Annotated in this window: 18 protein-coding genes; 3 read left to right on the top strand and 15 right to left on the bottom strand. The window is 43.4% G+C overall.

Features of this window, described 5'->3' with window-relative positions:
* Positions 1–26: 26 nt before the first annotated feature.
* The 7 genes from hemW to DZ860_RS22265 all read right to left on the bottom strand — a co-directional run bounded on the left by hemW (position 27) and on the right by DZ860_RS22265 (position 4898).
* Complete coding sequence (gene hemW, locus DZ860_RS22235; RefSeq protein ID WP_120035371.1) at positions 27–1238, bottom strand: radical SAM family heme chaperone HemW; 1212 nt, start codon at positions 1236–1238, stop codon at positions 27–29.
* The gene (locus DZ860_RS22240) at positions 1235–1831 is read right to left on the bottom strand and encodes an XTP/dITP diphosphatase (protein ID WP_120035373.1); all 597 of its coding nucleotides are present in this window, start codon (positions 1829–1831) and stop codon (positions 1235–1237) included. The genes hemW and DZ860_RS22240 overlap by 4 nt, the downstream gene beginning before the upstream one ends.
* A 113-nt stretch (positions 1832–1944) precedes the next feature.
* Complete coding sequence (locus DZ860_RS22245; protein WP_120035409.1) at positions 1945–2376, bottom strand: DUF4426 domain-containing protein; 432 nt, start codon at positions 2374–2376, stop codon at positions 1945–1947.
* 32 nt (positions 2377–2408) lie between these two features.
* Positions 2409–2699: a DUF167 family protein YggU gene (yggU, locus tag DZ860_RS22250; RefSeq protein ID WP_120035375.1), complete on the bottom strand. Its 291-nt coding sequence runs from the start codon at positions 2697–2699 to the stop codon at positions 2409–2411.
* Positions 2699–3256, bottom strand: a complete 558-nt coding sequence (locus DZ860_RS22255; protein ID WP_120035377.1) for a YggT family protein — start codon at positions 3254–3256, stop codon at positions 2699–2701. Before DZ860_RS22255 ends, yggU begins: the two co-directional genes overlap by 1 nt.
* Before the next feature lie 37 nt (positions 3257–3293).
* Positions 3294–4112 carry a pyrroline-5-carboxylate reductase gene (gene proC, locus DZ860_RS22260; RefSeq protein ID WP_120035378.1) on the bottom strand — a complete coding sequence of 273 codons (819 nt, stop codon included), beginning with the start codon at positions 4110–4112 and terminating at the stop codon, positions 3294–3296.
* A 69-nt stretch (positions 4113–4181) separates the two neighbouring features.
* Positions 4182–4898 carry a YggS family pyridoxal phosphate-dependent enzyme gene (locus tag DZ860_RS22265; protein WP_120035380.1) on the bottom strand — a complete coding sequence of 239 codons (717 nt, stop codon included), beginning with the start codon at positions 4896–4898 and terminating at the stop codon, positions 4182–4184.
* 178 nt (positions 4899–5076) lie between these two features.
* Between DZ860_RS22265 and DZ860_RS22270 the strand changes: the two genes are divergently transcribed.
* Both DZ860_RS22270 and DZ860_RS22275 read left to right on the top strand, forming a co-directional pair.
* Positions 5077–6114 (top strand): type IV pilus twitching motility protein PilT, encoded by a 1038-nt coding sequence (locus DZ860_RS22270; RefSeq protein ID WP_120035382.1) that lies wholly within the window; start codon positions 5077–5079, stop codon positions 6112–6114.
* A gap of 10 nt (positions 6115–6124) precedes the next feature.
* The gene (locus tag DZ860_RS22275) at positions 6125–7231 is read left to right on the top strand and encodes a PilT/PilU family type 4a pilus ATPase (RefSeq protein WP_120035384.1); all 1107 of its coding nucleotides are present in this window, start codon (positions 6125–6127) and stop codon (positions 7229–7231) included.
* A gap of 67 nt (positions 7232–7298) precedes the next feature.
* Here the strand turns inward: DZ860_RS22275 and ruvX are convergent, their stop codons facing one another.
* From ruvX to metK, 8 genes are all read right to left on the bottom strand, one after another.
* Entirely contained in the window at positions 7299–7721 is a 423-nt protein-coding gene (gene ruvX / locus DZ860_RS22280) for a Holliday junction resolvase RuvX (RefSeq protein WP_120035386.1), read from the bottom strand.
* A gap of 23 nt (positions 7722–7744) precedes the next feature.
* Positions 7745–8308 (bottom strand): YqgE/AlgH family protein, encoded by a 564-nt coding sequence (locus DZ860_RS22285; RefSeq protein ID WP_120035387.1) that lies wholly within the window; start codon positions 8306–8308, stop codon positions 7745–7747.
* A 68-nt stretch (positions 8309–8376) separates the two neighbouring features.
* On the bottom strand, positions 8377–9324 hold the full coding sequence (gene gshB / locus DZ860_RS22290) for a glutathione synthase (protein WP_120035389.1): 948 nt from the start codon (positions 9322–9324) through the stop codon (positions 8377–8379).
* A gap of 13 nt (positions 9325–9337) precedes the next feature.
* Positions 9338–10069: a 16S rRNA (uracil(1498)-N(3))-methyltransferase gene (gene rsmE, locus DZ860_RS22295; RefSeq protein ID WP_120035391.1), complete on the bottom strand. Its 732-nt coding sequence runs from the start codon at positions 10067–10069 to the stop codon at positions 9338–9340.
* A gap of 121 nt (positions 10070–10190) precedes the next feature.
* Positions 10191–10883: a deoxyribonuclease I gene (gene endA, locus DZ860_RS22300; protein ID WP_120035393.1), complete on the bottom strand. Its 693-nt coding sequence runs from the start codon at positions 10881–10883 to the stop codon at positions 10191–10193.
* Positions 10884–10968: 85 nt separating this feature from the next.
* Complete coding sequence (locus tag DZ860_RS22305; RefSeq protein WP_279386841.1) at positions 10969–11478, bottom strand: SprT family zinc-dependent metalloprotease; 510 nt, start codon at positions 11476–11478, stop codon at positions 10969–10971.
* Positions 11479–11527: 49 nt separating this feature from the next.
* Entirely contained in the window at positions 11528–12325 is a 798-nt protein-coding gene (locus tag DZ860_RS22310) for a DUF2189 domain-containing protein (RefSeq protein WP_120035395.1), read from the bottom strand.
* A 269-nt stretch (positions 12326–12594) separates the two neighbouring features.
* Positions 12595–13749 carry a methionine adenosyltransferase gene (gene metK / locus DZ860_RS22315; protein WP_120035397.1) on the bottom strand — a complete coding sequence of 385 codons (1155 nt, stop codon included), beginning with the start codon at positions 13747–13749 and terminating at the stop codon, positions 12595–12597.
* Positions 13750–14072: 323 nt separating this feature from the next.
* Between metK and tkt the strand changes: the two genes are divergently transcribed.
* Positions 14073–16067 carry a transketolase gene (gene tkt, locus DZ860_RS22320; protein WP_120035398.1) on the top strand — a complete coding sequence of 665 codons (1995 nt, stop codon included), beginning with the start codon at positions 14073–14075 and terminating at the stop codon, positions 16065–16067.
* Positions 16068–16245: the final 178 nt, after the last annotated feature.

The following is a 16245-nucleotide window of genomic DNA, read 5'->3' on the forward strand; positions in this document are numbered from 1 at the left end:
AGTCGCCCAAAGGCGACTTTTTGTGTTTATTGAGTCGAGACGTCATTACCATCAGTGTTGTCATCATCTTCAGCCATAAAGGCTTCTAACAAATCATTAAGAAAGAGTTTTCCTTTTTCGGTGATTTGCCAATGTGTTGGCGACTCGACGAGGTATTTCATGTCGATGGCCCAATCAATCGTTTCAGCGATAGATGAGAGTGGAAGTCCCGTTGTATCGATGAAATCTTGTTTTGGGCAAGGCTCCATTAATCGAAATCGATTCATGAAAAACTCAAAAGGACGATCCTCATACGGCACCATATTTTCATGATCTAAATAGGGCTTCACCATGTTTTGATAGGCCGCCAAGTAGCCACGAGGATGCTTTACTTTTGTCGTTCGTACGATACGGCCGTCACTGAAACTTAGCTTTCCATGCGCACCACAACCAATACCGAGGTAATCCCCAAAGCGCCAATAATTAAGGTTATGCTGGCATTGATAACCAGGTTTGCTATAACCAGATATCTCATACTGTTGATAACCCGCAGCTGCTAGCTTCTGATGACCGAGTTCAAATATATCCCATAGCTCGTCATCATCAGGCAGTGTCGGTGTTTTGTAGTAAAACATCGTATTGGGTTCAATGGTTAATTGATACCAAGAAAGGTGGGGAGGGGCTAGTTCAATCGCTTTTTCCAAATCAGCCAATGCTTCTTCTACGCTCTGATCCGGAAGCCCATGCATTAGATCTAGGTTGAAACTTTTGAGCCCGATTTGATGCGCTAGATTTGCTGCGAACACCGCTTCATCTTGACCATGAATTCGGCCAAGACGTTGCAGTTTTTCTTGCTCAAAACTTTGCACTCCAATGGAGATTCGCGTAATACCGGCTTGTTGATAGCCATGAAAACGTTCGGCTTCGACAGTACCAGGGTTCGCTTCCATTGTGATTTCGATGCCAGGTTTGAATGGCAACCTCTGTTCAATTCCATTTAATAGCGTTTTTATACCCGATGCTGAAATTAGGCTGGGTGTTCCGCCACCAATAAAAATGGAATGGAGTAATCGAGGGTGCAGAGTAAGTTGATAACGCTCGATATCACGATCGAGATCTTCTAGCAGTGCCGCAATGTAATCTTGTTCTGGGATCTCAGTTTTGAGTGCATGAGAGTTAAAATCACAGTAAGGGCACTTTTGTACACACCATGGAATGTGTACATATAGGCTTAATGCTGGTGGTACGAGTGAATTCATTCCGCTTGCTCTAATGCAGAAAATAGTTTTTGTAGGGCTTTTGCTCGATGAGAGATAGCTTTCTTGTGAGTCGATTCTAGTTCTGCTGACGCACAGCCTTCTTCAGGAACAAAGAATACAGGATCGTAACCAAAGCCATTGCTACCGTGTTCTTGCGTTAGAATTTGACCTTCCCATTTGCCATGACAAACGATAGGCGTTGGATCATTTTCATGTCGCATTAATACCAATACACAATGAAAACGAGCAGAACGCTGGTTTTCAGGAATACCTTCCATCGCAGATAAAAGTTTGTCGATATTCTGTTGATCTGTTGCATTCTCACCAGCGTAGCGTGCTGAGTAGATACCCGGTGCACCATTTAGACAGTCAACTTCAAGACCAGAGTCATCCGCAATGGCTGGCAAGCCCGTTTCTTTTGCGGCGTGACGAGCTTTGATGATCGCATTTTCAATAAAAGTGGTGCCTGTTTCTGCAACTTCAGAAACGTTGAACTCGCTTTGAGCCAGTACTTCAAAACCAAAATTGGCAATGAGATCGGCCATTTCACGCACTTTACCTTGGTTGCCAGTTGCTAATACAATCTTTTTCATGGTGTTCTCTAAATGTTGGTCTCTGATGCTTAGAATGCTATTTGCTTTTATAAACGAATATCCAGTGCTACCTACCCACTAAGTGTTTGGGTATAGAAATTGTCTGGCTATAGCTACTCTTCGACATAGAATTTCTGATTAAATTTTAGTGCCCCAGCGCCTTTATTGCCGGCGTGAATATCGATATTGAAAGTGAGGCTCTCTTCATTCGTGATTGGAAATTCAGCGAGGTAGTATATGGCATCGCCTTCCTTAATTTCACGAAAATTAAGTGTTCGTGTATTACCGATTAAGTTTTTACTGGTACCTGAAACCTTTGCACTGATTGCAGGTTTACCAAGTTGCGATTTATCTAAAACACTGATGTTTAAAATCGCGGAGTAGCCGTTGCGCTTGAGCTTATAGCTACGAGCGACACTAGGGGTTAAAAATGTTGAATTGAAAGCTGAGTAGTGGACTTCCACATCTTTGATATTTTTAAACTGTCCGGCTGAGCTTGGTAATGCTAAACAACTGAGCAGCAGAGCACCTATCCATTTGGTCATCGTTTTCTCCTTGAGGCCTAAATAAAAAGCCATCATAAGATGGCTTCAATTTCCTGAGGAATTTGTATCGGCGATTGAACTCGTACTTGTTTATGCCGACCCTGTTCCCCTTTTTCTATGGTAATTAAACCTTTCGCCACTTTAAATTGCTTTGCAAGATACTTACTAAGGTGAGCGTTAGCTTTGCCATCAACTGGTGGGGCTGTGATGGCAATTTTCAATTCATCACCGTGCAAGCCGACGATTTTATCGCGGCTTGCTTTAGGTTGAATGTAAAGACGTAAGATCAGGTCTTCACCCTCATACCAAACGGTTACTGACATTATAGTTGAAACCAGATTGGCCCGATAACGTTACCCACTAAGATATTACAGAACTGAAGTGCGATAAATAGTACTAATACGCTTAAATCAAAGCCACCAAGATCCGGTAGAATGCGACGAATAGGCGCTAGCATTGGTTCAGTTAATTGATTGAATACGTATTCAATCGGGCTGCGACCTTGACTAACCCAGCTTAGCAGTGCGCGAATCAATAGAACCCAGAATACCAAGCCACCAGCTGCTTTAAGTAACGAAAGCAAACCGAGGAAGAAGTAATAAGTACTAAAGCCTGCATTGCCTTGTGATTCGATCATGATGAGAGCAACGAATTTAAGGACACATAGGACATATGCGAAAAGAACCGTTGCAAGATCAAGGCTGCCGATTGATGGGATTACTCGACGTAGTGGTGCAACAACGGGTTGCGTTGTTTTGACAATAAATTGTGAGAATGGGTTATAAAAATCTGCGCGAGCAGCCTGTAACCAAATTCTCAAGATCACGACCATGATATAAAGATCAAAGAAGGTCGAGACGAGAAAACTTACTGCATTCATAAATTACCCTTAATAAGTAGAGCGGTATGCTCAGCAATTAAAATAGTGTTTCCATTTCTTCAGCACGCGCAACAGCAGCTTGCATCGCTTTTGCCACTATATCTGATAACTGGTGTTCATTGAAGGTACGTAATGCTTCAGCAGTCGTCCCTCCCTTTGAAGTCACTTGTTCACGTAAGGTCGAAATTTCCAGATCAGGATTTGCAATGACCATCTCAGCTGCGCCAACCGCTGATTGTTGAACAAGCAGACGAGCAGTCTCTTTATCAAAGCCTTGTGTTATGGCTTCAGCTTGCATTGCTTCCATAAACAAGAAGAAATATGCCGGAGCACTTCCCGCGGCTGCGATTATATTGTTAATACCCGATTCTTGTGCCACCCAACAAACTTTACCCACGGCACTCATGATATCGGCGGCAAAGCATTTATCGCTATCAGAAACGTGTTCTGGTGCGAACAGACCACTCATACCTTGGCTGACTAATGCTGGCGTGTTTGGCATCACTCGAACTAAATTCAATGTGGCCCCGAACATTTCATTGAGTCTCGCCGCGCTGATACCTGCTGCGATTGAAATAACAAGTTTATTCTCAAAGTTGATTGTTTGTAAGCCTGAACCAACCACTTCCATCATTTGTGGCTTAACAGCAAGAATAATAACATCGGCTTGTTCAGCAGCAACGTAGTTGTCAGCATTGGTATTAACACCATATTGCGTCGAGAGAAAATCACGCTGCTCTTCATTTGGATTCGTTGCTGTAATTAGGCTTGAAGGGTAGCCACTAGCAACAAGACCCGCAATGATTGAACGCGCCATATTCCCCGCGCCAATAAACGCAATTTTCTTTTGTTCCATGATTGTGGGTTCCTTTCTATTATCCTGAATAACTGAATTTGTTGTGCTTAATTTATGGTTCGTTATTTATTAAGCTTTATTGCTGTAATCGCGAGCGCCAAAAATAGCGGTTCCAATACGAACCATGGTGCTGCCAGCTTCAATAGCCGCTTCCATATCACCACTCATTCCCATCGATAACGTATCGAGAGTCAGTGCTGGATAATGCGCAGCTAACTTGTCTTTTAATTCTGCTAACTGATGAAAAGCATGCAGTTGTGATTCATGATCTGACACATTAGCCGGAATAGACATCAACCCTCTTAAAGTGAGGTTTGGTAAAGAAGAAATCAACTCTGTCAGAGCAAAGATTTCACTTTCATCAGTTCCTGATTTTGACGCTTCACCACTGGTGTTAACTTGAATTAGAACTTGAATTGGCGCTAAATTAATTGGACGTTGGTCATTAAGACGCTGAGCTATTTTTGCTCGGTCGATAGTATGAACCCAATCAAAATTCTCTGCGACAATACGTGATTTATTTGATTGAATTGGGCCAATAAAGTGCCACTCTAAAGAGAGTTCAGGGTGGTTTTGTTGAAAATAGCTGACCTTATCCGCACCTTCTTGTACGTAATTTTCGCCAAATTCTTTTTGCCCAGCTTGAGCGGCTTCTAGCACGGCTTCAACTGGCTTAGTTTTACTTACCGCGAGAAGTTGAATAGTCTCGCGAGTACGTCCACATTTTTGCTGTGCTGTTGCGATCTGTGAGGTGATATGTTCAATATTTTGTTGAATACTAGTCATGGCATTTATTAAGGTTTAAATAACCTTTCTCGTAAGACGGGTTTGACCGCACTTGATGTGCAGGTAAACATCATAGTTAACTCAAATCGGATCTTTATCTCCGATTTACCAACGCCTAAAAGGTATGCTGCCTTGAGCGTTACTTTTGCAAGATAAACAGACCATTAGGAACAAATAAATGGATATCGCTGAATTACTGGATTTTAGTGTAAAGCATAATGCATCCGATCTACATCTTTCTGCTGGCGTATCGCCAATGGTACGCATAGATGGTGAAGTAAGAAAGCTTGGTATTCCAGCTTTTAGTCACGCAGACGTACATCGTTTGGTTTTTGAGATAATGAACGATACTCAGCGGGCTGAATATGAAGAGCGTCTTGAGGTTGATTTCTCGTTTGAAATGGCTGATGTAGGTCGTTTTCGTGTTAATGCGTTTAATCAAGCGCGAGGATGTGCAGCGGTATTTCGAACTATTCCTACGGAAATTCCCACATTAGAACAAATTGATGCGCCTGCTATTTTTGAAAAAATCGCGAATTATGAAAAGGGTTTGGTGTTAGTGACTGGGCCAACAGGTTCAGGTAAATCAACGACTTTGGCGGCGATGGTTGATCATATTAATCGTCATCAAAATAAGCACATTCTTACGATCGAAGATCCCATTGAATTTCTTCACAGTAATAATAAGTGTCTCGTTAACCAACGTGAGGTTCATCGAGATACCCACAGTTTTAAAAATGCTTTACGCAGTGCTTTGCGTGAAGATCCGGATGTTATCTTGGTCGGAGAATTACGAGATCAAGAAACCATCAGCTTAGCTCTCACTGCAGCGGAAACGGGGCATTTGGTTTTCGGTACACTGCATACCAGTTCAGCAGCTAAAACGATTGACCGTATTATTGATGTGTTCCCTGGTAGTGACAAAGCGATGGTTCGCTCAATGCTTTCTGAGTCACTACGAGCAGTTATTGCGCAGAAATTATTGAAGCGAGTCGGTGGTGGTCGTGTTGCTTGTCATGAAATTATGATGGCCACTCCAGCGATACGAAACTTGGTACGAGAAGATAAAGTGGCCCAGATGTATTCAGTTATCCAAACCGGGTCTTCTCATGGAATGCAAACCATGGAGCAACATGCGCGCCAGCTATTAGCTCAAGGTTTGGTTGAACCTAGTGAAGTTGCGAAGAAGATCGAGATTGAATCTAGCCTGTTCTAAGAGAGTTTAAATGGATATTAATGCGTATTTACAAGGAATGAATCAACAAAAAGCCTCCGATTTGTATATCACGGTCGGGGCGCCAATTTTGTTTCGTGTCGATGGTGAATTGCATTCTGAGGGAGAAAATCTCACTGAGCAAGAGGTAACTCGATTACTCGAAAGTACGATGGATAACGAACGTTACGAAGAATACTGTCAAAGCAAAGAATCCAACTTTGCTATTGTTCGAGATTTTGGCCGTTTTCGTATCTCTGCATTTTTTCAGAGGGAGTTACCCGGTGCAGTGATTCGACGGATTGAAACGAATATTCCGACGTTTGAAGCATTACAACTCCCCACTGTTTTGCAAGATCTAGCGGTAGCAAAACGAGGTTTAGTGCTGGTGGTTGGTGCAACTGGGTCTGGGAAATCGACCACAATGGCTGCAATGACAGGTTATCGTAACTGTAATCAGAGCGGGCATATTTTAACTGTGGAAGATCCGATTGAATTTGTTCATGAGCATCAGCGCTGTATTGTGACGCAAAGAGAAGTCGGCGTTGATACTGAGAGCTATCAAACGGCATTGAAAAATTCATTACGCCAAGCACCAGATATGATTTTGATTGGTGAAATACGTTGTCGTGAAACTATGGAATATGCCATGACATTCGCGGAAACCGGTCACCTTTGTATGGCAACACTGCATGCGAATAATGCTAACCAAGCACTAGAACGAATTTTGCATTTGGTCCCTAAAGAGCATAAAGAACAATTTTTGTTTGATCTGTCGGTGAACCTTAAAGGAATAGTCGCACAGCAATTAATTAGAGATAAAAATGGTCAAGGGCGTCATGGTGTTTTTGAAATTTTGCTAAACAGCCCTAGGGTATCGGATCTGATTCGTCGGGGCGATTTGCATGAACTCAAATCTACAATGCGTAAATCTCAACAAGTGGGTATGCAGACTTTTGATCAAGCTTTATATCAGTTGGTGATAGATGAGAAGATTAATGAGGAAGATGCACTGCATAGTGCAGATTCAGCTAATGATCTTCGAATGATGCTTAAAACTCAACGTGGTGATGGGGCGATAGGTAGCTCCCTGTCAAATATAAAAATAGACATGGATTAATACCAGTCAGGATAAGTAAAAAAATGCCAGCAAGAATGCTGGCATTTTTATATTGGATCAATAGGCGTTAGCCCCACTGAGCTTCAAACCAACTTTCTAAGATAATGACGGCAGATTGGCAGTCAACATTACCTTTACTCAGCGCTTTATAGCCTCCCATCGCGAAAAGATCCGAACGGGCTTCCGTGGTTGAAAGACGTTCGTCATGCAGTTCAACGGGAAGGCCAAATCGGCCTTGTAGACGGTTAGCAAATTTTTTCGCTCTTGGCGTTATTGTCTCAAGATCTTTGCCGTGTAGATCCGTTGGTAACCCTACAACGAGTAGGTTAGGTTGCCACTCTTTGATCTGTTTTTCGATATCATCCCAATTTGGAATGCCATCGTTGGCTTTAAAGGCTTTTAAAGGTGATGCGGTTCCTGTGATTTCCTGACCAATCGCACTACCAATGCTCTTTGTGCCGAAATCAAAAGCCATGATACTTCTAGACATAAATGTGTTTCACTTTTCTGTAGTTAGGCGTGGCCAATGTCACTTGATAGTTGGGCGACATCAATACCAAGCATTTTTACGGCGGTTTCCCATCGATCTTGTATTGGGGTTTCGAAAATGATCTCAGGTTTTGCTTCAATCGTTAACCATGAGTTTTCAGCCAATTCAATTTCTAACTGACCGGGCTCCCAGCCTGAATAACCTAAAGCGACTAAATAACGGTTCGGTTCGGCCTCTGTACCAAGAACACTGAGAATATCTCGGGAGGTCGTCACGGAAATACGTTCACTCATCTGAATGCTTGATTCATAGTGATCTTTAGGGTGATGCAAAATAAAACCACGATCTTCTGCAACGGGGCCACCGTTCAAAACGGCATTCTCAAGGTTGACTGAATGGACTTGAGGATATAACGACTGTACATCAACTTTTTGCAGCATTTTCTCTACGGTAATATCGATTGGAGCATTGATCATTAGACCCATAGCCCCTTCCGCATTGTGTTCACATACGTAGATAACGCTGCGCTTGAAGTAAGGATCTTTCATTCCCGGCATGGCGACTAAAAAGTGGTTAGTCAAATTCATGTGCACTCCAAAAGTATTGTATTAAGGGCAGCAAAACTGCCCTTATATTCGACCGTGGATCGATGGAGTTACTTGCCTAGACGTCGCTCAATCGCATCCATTAGCTTACCTGTAATGGAAATACCAAACGCTGCTTCGATTTCGCGAATACAGGTTGGACTGGTTACATTGATTTCAGTTAGTTTATCGCCAATAACGTCAAGACCTACAAAAACTAAGCCTTTTTCTACTAAGGTCGGTGCAACTGCAAGTGCAATTTGTTTATCCGTCTCGCTTAATGGGCGAGCTTCTCCTGTACCACCAGCTGCTAAGTTGCCTCGAGTTTCCCCTTTGGCTGGAATGCGAGCTAAGCAGTATGGCATTGGTTCACCATCAACAACTAAGATACGCTTATCACCGTTGCTGATATCAGGAACAAAAGTCTGTGCCATAGCATAGTTCTGTCCGTGATTTGTTAAGGTTTCAATAATCACAGAAACGTTTGGATCGTTTTCTTTCACTCGGAAGATCGAAGCGCCACCCATCCCATCGAGTGGTTTTAAGATTACATCACCATGTTCTTCTTTAAACGCTTTAATTTTTTCAGCTTTACGAGTCACGATGGTGGTTGGAGTCAGTTCAGGGAACCAAGCTGTAAACAGCTTCTCATTACAATCACGTAGGCTTTGTGGTTTGTTGACGATTAATGTTCCAGCATCTTCAGCGCGTTCAAGAATGTAAGTTGCATAGATAAACTCTGTGTCAAAAGGAGGATCTTTACGCATCAATACAGCATCTAACTCCGACATAGGAATTGTTTGCTCTGACTTGAATTCGTACCAACCATTTGGATCTTCTTTTAACTCAACAACTTTGGTATCTGCAATCGCGACACCTTGATCTAAGTGTAGATCATTCATTTCCATGTAGTGGATTTCGTAGCCACGTCGTTGGGCTTCCAACATCATGGCAAATGTTGAGTCTTTTTTAATGTTGATGGATGCAATAGGATCCATCACAACGCCAAGTTTAATCATTGATCTTCTCCGGTTAGCCAAGATCGCCGAAACGAACTTGCAGGGCTGTAATTGCTGTTAGAGCGGCGGTTTCGGTACGTAAAACTCGAGGACCGAGTAGCGTTTCTTCAAATTGATATTCTTGTGTCATGTCGATTTCTTCGGCAGAAAGACCACCTTCAGGGCCAATCAACAAACGCACTTTAGATACTGGTGTTGGCAAAGTATTGATGCTGTATTTTGCACGTGGGTGAAGATTTAGCTTAAGGCCGTCATATTCTTCAGCGCACCATTGCTCAAGAGCCATAATAGGTCGAATTTCCGGTACGGTATTTCGACCACATTGCTCACAAGCGCTGATTGCAATTTTTTGCCATTGTAAGAGTTTTTTCTCAAAGCGTTTTGGATCGAGTTTTACACCACAACGATCAGAGATAAGTGGGGTAATCGTGTTCACACCTAATTCGACGGATTTTTGGATGGTAAACTCCATCTTATCGCCACGTGAAATAACCTGACCAAGGTGTAAATCAAGCGGAGATTCACTGCTGCGTTCAATACGCTCGGTGACGTTAACATCGACAGATTTTTTAGTGACACTGCTAATGATTGCTGGAAATTCAGCCCCGCTACCATCAAAGAGGAGAACTTCTTGTCCCTCTTTCATGCGAAGTACGCGGCCAATATGGCCAGCTGCGTCTTCGCCTAGTGGCAAGATGCCAAGCTGATTGATGGTTTCATGGTGATAAATTCGAGGGATACGCATGGTTTTTTAACTTCCAGCAGACTGAGATATATAGACATTAACATGGATGCGTTAACAGTAAAAAACAAGGGGAAAAACAAGTTTCTGCCGTTAGCGACAGAAACTCATTTATTGAATCGGGTTATTGGGTTTTACAGGCTTCAACCACAAATGGGTTATGGTTACCTTGAACCTTCGAAATCCTTTTTTCTCGTTCACACTCCCATGAGTCTGCTGGGTATTTCTTATTCCAAGCGAGCATTAAGTTACTTTGTTGTTTAGATAACTTAAATCCATATTCTTTGCTCATGTAAAGGTAGGTACGAGCAATTGAACCTCGGGCTCTATCTGGCGGCATAACCTTACGTTGTTTAAAGTTAACCTGCATTTCGCAGCGGCCATAGGAAACACCATCGACACCATTCCATTGGCTAAAATTATAGTTCGAGCGGTCTCCGTTCACTTCACCAATAGCCGGGGTTAAGTTGTGTAGGTCAGCTTCCATTTTTTTGAAGCGTTTGTCCTTGCCACACTTCTTGCGGCCACCATCTTGCCAGCACTGCATCTGATGACCAAATTGCCAAGCGGGAACAACGTGCTCCCATTCAATGCGAGAAGCTCGTTTTTCTTGTTTGCGAACTTGATAACCACAAGCTTCTAGATCAGGGATGCCTTTTCGGCCTTTCCACTGAATATCGCAACCACAGTAGAAGCTGATAGGGTGGTCTTGATAGATTTTTACCGCGACCTTTTTGGCTTGGCTAAATGAGCTTGGATGGGCTGCGAATGCGCTACTGGTGAGTAGCGTAAAAAATAAAACTGCTAAAATTCTCATTAATAAAGTCTTATAAAAGTATGACGTTATCAATGATAGCACTCAGTTAGTCAGGATTATTGCTGATATTTTTGAAGTTTAGAAATTAGCTTAACTGGACGCCATTAAAGGTCAGTTCATATCGGCAACGCTGGCAGCGATAACTGGCTTGTTTACGTAAAACTTTATTGTGACGACGAATCGATAGAGGGTAAGTCGTACAGTTACATTGATAGGCAAACGTCTTCCCTTGTACTGTCTTAGTGGCAAAGTTATGAGTGGTATTTGCTGGGATATTGAAGACATTTTGCATCATCCCCTGCCACTCTTTGCCGTGAGGTCTTACTCGCCCATAGCATTGGTAAGTGATGAGGTGAGCAACTTCATGAGGAATGACCTCATCAAAGAACGCTTGTTGGTTTTCGATAAACAACAGAGGATTTAAGCGAATTTCATTGAGTTGCAAATACGCTTTGCCAGCCGCTTTTCCTCGCACGTTGAAATGAATCGATGGCGTCGGGAAACTGCGCTGTAATGATTGTTCTGCGATGGTGACGCATTTCAACATCACTTGTTTTGCTTGGCTGATTAGATCTGCACTTAATTGGTTTTTCAATACAAACACCCCTGCATGTTTAGCAGGGGCGGATCATATCATTTCATCTTTATGGATGGTGCTTTTTCTTGATCACATCATGGTAGGCGTGCCATGTACCGTAGCCTAAGATCGGCATGGTAAATAGCATGCCGATTCCATAAGTGGCAAATCCAATGAGAACGCCTCCGCCAATGAGTCCTGCCCAGACAATCATCGCTGGAATATTAGAACGAACAGCATTAAAGCTAGTGAAGACCGCCGTCATCATATCGACGCGACGTTCCATCATGAGAGGAATCGAAAATGCAGATATGCTGAATACGATACAAGCTAAAATGAACCCGACGATGGAACCAATGACAAGGAAAGGTAAGAAGTCAGTTAAAGGAGCGCCTTGCACGGATGGGTATAGTGCATGAAGTAGGGCAGCGATACGCATCCAGAAAATCATACACACCGCAAGTAGAACAGCAAAAGCCCATTGTGAACTTGAATTACGGCCAATGGCTTTCATTGAATGGAGTAGGCTTGCATTGTGCCCTCGTTCTTTTTCCCAGCTAGCGTCGTAAAGTCCGAGAGCGAGAAAGGGGCCAATCAACATGTAAACAACTAAGCTTGGCATGACAACAAGATGCGAGCCTTGCCATTGAACCAATAGCACAATACCTATCGCGGCAGCCATAAAGCACAGGCCATAAAAGCCACTGATAATGGGCATTCGGACAAAATCATTCACGCCTGACGAGAGCCAGTGAAAAGGGGCAGTTAAACTGACTTGATTACAGGGAATAGTCCGTGCGTAGTGTTGCTTATGCTCTTCCTTGCGTTTGCTGTCGAAGTCTGAAGTATTGACGGTTCGAGGCATACGTCCTCCTTGATTGTTCTCACCTAATGACCAAGGCATGGTCGGTAAGATGTCGGGCAACGTAGGGGACATCATGTAACGTTAGCCAACATCCATCATTTCGATATGAAATCTTTTTAACATTTATTTAACTATTGGCGGGAATGTGACAATTTACAACTATTGAAGACGTTTTTGTTTGAGGCCGATTTTTTTACCAGCGTTAGATGGAATGACAGGCATAAAAAACCCCCGCCATGGCGAGGGGTAATCTACGAATTCGGTAAGGCTTATTTAAGGCCAGCGAACTCACGTAGCGTTGCTGCTTTATCAGTCGCTTCCCAAGGGAATTCTTCACGACCAAAGTGACCGTATGCTGCTGTCTTCTTGTAGATTGGCTGAAGAAGGTTAAGCATTTCTTGTAGACCGTATGGACGTAGGTCGAAGAATTGACGTACAGCTTCAATGATGATGTCGTGAGATACTTTTTCAGTACCAAACGTTTCAACCATGATTGATGTTGGATCTGCTACACCGATAGCGTATGAAAGTTGAATTTCACAACGATCAGCCATGCCTGCTGCTACAATGTTTTTCGCAACGTAACGTGCTGCGTAAGCTGCAGAACGGTCAACTTTTGATGGATCTTTACCAGAGAACGCACCGCCACCGTGACGAGCTGCGCCGCCGTAGGTATCTACGATGATTTTACGACCAGTTAGACCACAGTCACCCATTGGGCCACCGATAACAAAACGACCGGTTGGGTTAATAAAGAAGTTAGTATCTTTAGTTAGCCATTCTGCAGGTAGAACTGGCTTGATGATCTCTTCCATTACTGCTTCACGTAAATCAGGAGTAGAAACTGAATCACAGTGTTGAGTTGAAAGAACAACCGCATCGATACCAACGATTTTACCTTGGTCGTATTGGAATGTTACTTGAGATTTTGCATCTGGACGTAGGAAGTCTAGTTTGCCGCTCTTACGTACTTCAGCTTGTTTTTGTACAAGTAGGTGAGAGTATGTAATTGGAGCAGGCATTAGAATTGGAGTTTCGTTAGTTGCGTAACCAAACATGATACCTTGGTCACCAGCGCCTTGCTCTTTTGGATCTGCTTTATCAACACCTTGGTTGATGTCAGGAGACTGTTTACCAATCGTGTTTAGTACTGCACAAGAGTTTGCATCGAAACCCATGTCTGAATGTACGTAACCAATTTCACGAACGGTTTCACGAGTGATTTCTTCGATATCAACCCATGCAGAAGTGGTTACTTCACCACCAACCATCACCATGCCAGTTTTTACGTATGTTTCACAAGCAACACGTGCTTTAGGATCTTGCTCTAAGATCGCATCAAGTACTGCATCTGAAATTTGGTCTGCAATTTTATCTGGATGGCCTTCTGAAACAGATTCAGAAGTAAACAGGTGCTTAGCCATGAGAGCTCCACTTAAATAGTTCTAGGCAGCCAGCGAACGAGCGCCAACCACCGATTAATACAGTTAATTTGTAGGTGTATCTACATCTAGACGTCTATTCTAGTTTTGGCTGTTCGAATTACAAGCTTTTTTTTCGACTCGATCACAACCAAACGTTTGCCTTAAAAATATAAATTTCCCCATTATTTGAGGAATTGGCGCACGAAACCTATATTTTTATCGCTATTTCGACGGGAAAACGTTTGCAGTGCTATAGGTGCTTTGAGAGAATATCCCGCATTATTCCTTATATCTCTAACCGCTTAATGCACTCAGGAGCAGTCATGTCTTCTCGTAAACATCTAGCCAACGCAATCCGCGCTCTAAGCATGGATGGTGTTCAACAAGCTAACTCTGGCCACCCAGGCGCACCTATGGGTATGGCTGATATCGCCGAAGTTCTTTGGCGTTCTCATCTAAACCACAACCCAGCGAACCCAGAGTGGGCTGATCGTGACCGTTTTATTCTTTCAAACGGCCATGGTTCGATGCTGATTTACTCACTACTGCACCTTAGCGGTTACGAACTATCAATTGATGATCTGAAGAACTTCCGTCAATTGCACTCAAAAACACCAGGCCACCCAGAGTATGGCTACGCTCCTGGTATTGAGACAACAACTGGTCCACTAGGCCAAGGCATCACCAACGCGGTTGGTATGGCTATGGCTGAAAAAGCATTAGCAGCACAATTTAATAAAGAAGGTCACGACATCGTTGATCACCACACTTATGTTTTCATGGGTGACGGTTGTTTGATGGAAGGTATCTCACATGAGGCGTGTTCTCTAGCGGGTACTCTAGGCTTAGGTAAGCTAGTGGCATTCTGGGATGACAACGGCATCTCTATCGATGGTCACGTTGAGGGCTGGTTCTCAGATGACACGCCTAAGCGTTTTGAAGCTTACGGTTGGCATGTAATCCCAGCTGTAGACGGCCACGATGCTGACGCAATCAATGCGGCAATTATTGCAGCAAAAGCAGACCCTCGTCCGACGCTAATTTGTACTAAAACTATCATTGGTTTTGGTTCTCCAAACAAATCAGGTTCACATGATTGTCACGGTGCTCCACTAGGCGCTGAAGAAATTGCGGCAGCACGTGAATTCCTTGGTTGGGAACACCCAGCATTTGAAATCCCAGCAGATGTATACTCTGAGTGGGATGCAAAAGCAGCAGGTTCTGAGAAAGAAGCGGCATGGAATGAAAAGTTTGCAGCGTACGCAGCAGCATTCCCTGTTGAAGCGGCTGAACTTAAGCGTCGTCTAAACGGTGAACTACCAGCTGAGTGGGAAGAAAAAGCAAACCAAATTATTGCGGATCTTCAAGCTAACCCAGCAAATATCGCATCACGTAAAGCATCACAAAACGCATTAGAAGCGTTTGGTCAAATGCTACCTGAATTTATGGGCGGCTCTGCTGACCTAGCGCCTTCGAACCTAACTATGTGGTCTGGTTCTAAGTCACTAACAGCAGAAGACTTTGCTGGCAACTACATCCACTACGGTGTACGTGAATTCGGTATGACAGCTATTATGAACGGTATCGCATTACACGGCGGTTTCGTTCCTTACGGTGCAACATTCCTAATGTTTATGGAATACGCTCGTAATGCGATGCGTATGGCCGCTCTGATGAAAGTTCAGAACATCCAAGTTTATACGCACGATTCAATCGGTCTTGGCGAAGATGGCCCTACTCACCAACCGGTTGAGCAGATCGCTTCTCTACGTCTAACGCCAAACATGAGCACATGGCGTCCATGTGACCAAGTAGAATCTGCGGTTGCTTGGAAACTGGCGATTGAGCGTAAAGATGGTCCATCTGCGCTGATCTTCTCTCGTCAAAATCTTGCACAGCAAGAGCGTACTGATGAGCAAGTTGCTGACATCGCAAAAGGTGCATACGTACTGAAAGATTGTGCAGGCAAACCTGAGCTTATTTTCATTGCGACAGGTTCTGAAGTTGAGCTTGCAGTAAAAGCTGCTGAGCAACTAACTGCAGAAGGTAAAGCAGTACGTGTTGTATCAATGCCATCAACAGATGCATTTGATAAGCAAGACGCAGCTTACCGTGAATCAGTATTACCATCAGACGTTACTGTACGTATTGCAATCGAAGCTGGCATTGCTGACTTCTGGTACAAGTATGTTGGTTTTGGTGGTCGCATCATCGGTATGACAACATTTGGTGAATCAGCTCCTGCTGAACAGCTATTTGAAATGTTTGGCTTCACAGTAGAAAACGTAGTGAACACCGCTAACGAGCTACTTGCGTAACCAAATGTAAGAAATGAAAAACCGAGCGATGTGCTTAATGCTGATCGTTTTAAATAATTGAACGATCCTGAGCAGGGTTCATAATCGGTCTCAACATAGTTGAGGCCGATTTTTTTATGTCTGAGTTTTCTAAAGAGTTACAGATTACCGCTGAGTTTTGCCAAGAACATCATCTCAA

Origin of the sequence: Vibrio sinensis (assembly GCF_003605645.1) — a bacterium.
In the GTDB taxonomy this organism is placed as follows: Bacteria; Pseudomonadota; Gammaproteobacteria; order Enterobacterales; family Vibrionaceae; genus Vibrio; species Vibrio sinensis.

Excerpts from the sequence above, each read along its gene's own strand:
- gshB (WP_120035389.1), bottom strand. The coding sequence starts at position 9,324 with ATGATTAAACTTGGCGTTGTGATGGATCCTATTGCATCCATCAACATT.
- yggU (WP_120035375.1), bottom strand. The coding sequence starts at position 2,699 with ATGTCAGTAACCGTTTGGTATGAGGGTGAAGACCTGATCTTACGTCTT.
- hemW (WP_120035371.1), bottom strand. The coding sequence starts at position 1,238 with ATGAATTCACTCGTACCACCAGCATTAAGCCTATATGTACACATTCCA.
- rsmE (WP_120035391.1), bottom strand. The coding sequence starts at position 10,069 with ATGCGTATCCCTCGAATTTATCACCATGAAACCATCAATCAGCTTGGC.
- DZ860_RS22245 (WP_120035409.1), bottom strand. The coding sequence starts at position 2,376 with ATGACCAAATGGATAGGTGCTCTGCTGCTCAGTTGTTTAGCATTACCA.
- tkt (WP_120035398.1), top strand. The coding sequence starts at position 14,073 with ATGTCTTCTCGTAAACATCTAGCCAACGCAATCCGCGCTCTAAGCATG.
- ruvX (WP_120035386.1), bottom strand. The coding sequence starts at position 7,721 with ATGTCTAGAAGTATCATGGCTTTTGATTTCGGCACAAAGAGCATTGGT.
- DZ860_RS22285 (WP_120035387.1), bottom strand. The coding sequence starts at position 8,308 with ATGAATTTGACTAACCACTTTTTAGTCGCCATGCCGGGAATGAAAGAT.
- endA (WP_120035393.1), bottom strand. The coding sequence starts at position 10,883 with ATGAGAATTTTAGCAGTTTTATTTTTTACGCTACTCACCAGTAGCGCA.
- DZ860_RS22270 (WP_120035382.1), top strand. The coding sequence starts at position 5,077 with ATGGATATCGCTGAATTACTGGATTTTAGTGTAAAGCATAATGCATCC.
- metK (WP_120035397.1), bottom strand. The coding sequence starts at position 13,749 with ATGGCTAAGCACCTGTTTACTTCTGAATCTGTTTCAGAAGGCCATCCA.
- DZ860_RS22310 (WP_120035395.1), bottom strand. The coding sequence starts at position 12,325 with ATGCCTCGAACCGTCAATACTTCAGACTTCGACAGCAAACGCAAGGAA.
- DZ860_RS22255 (WP_120035377.1), bottom strand. The coding sequence starts at position 3,256 with ATGAATGCAGTAAGTTTTCTCGTCTCGACCTTCTTTGATCTTTATATC.
- DZ860_RS22265 (WP_120035380.1), bottom strand. The coding sequence starts at position 4,898 with ATGACTAGTATTCAACAAAATATTGAACATATCACCTCACAGATCGCA.
- DZ860_RS22275 (WP_120035384.1), top strand. The coding sequence starts at position 6,125 with ATGGATATTAATGCGTATTTACAAGGAATGAATCAACAAAAAGCCTCC.
- DZ860_RS22240 (WP_120035373.1), bottom strand. The coding sequence starts at position 1,831 with ATGAAAAAGATTGTATTAGCAACTGGCAACCAAGGTAAAGTGCGTGAA.
- proC (WP_120035378.1), bottom strand. The coding sequence starts at position 4,112 with ATGGAACAAAAGAAAATTGCGTTTATTGGCGCGGGGAATATGGCGCGT.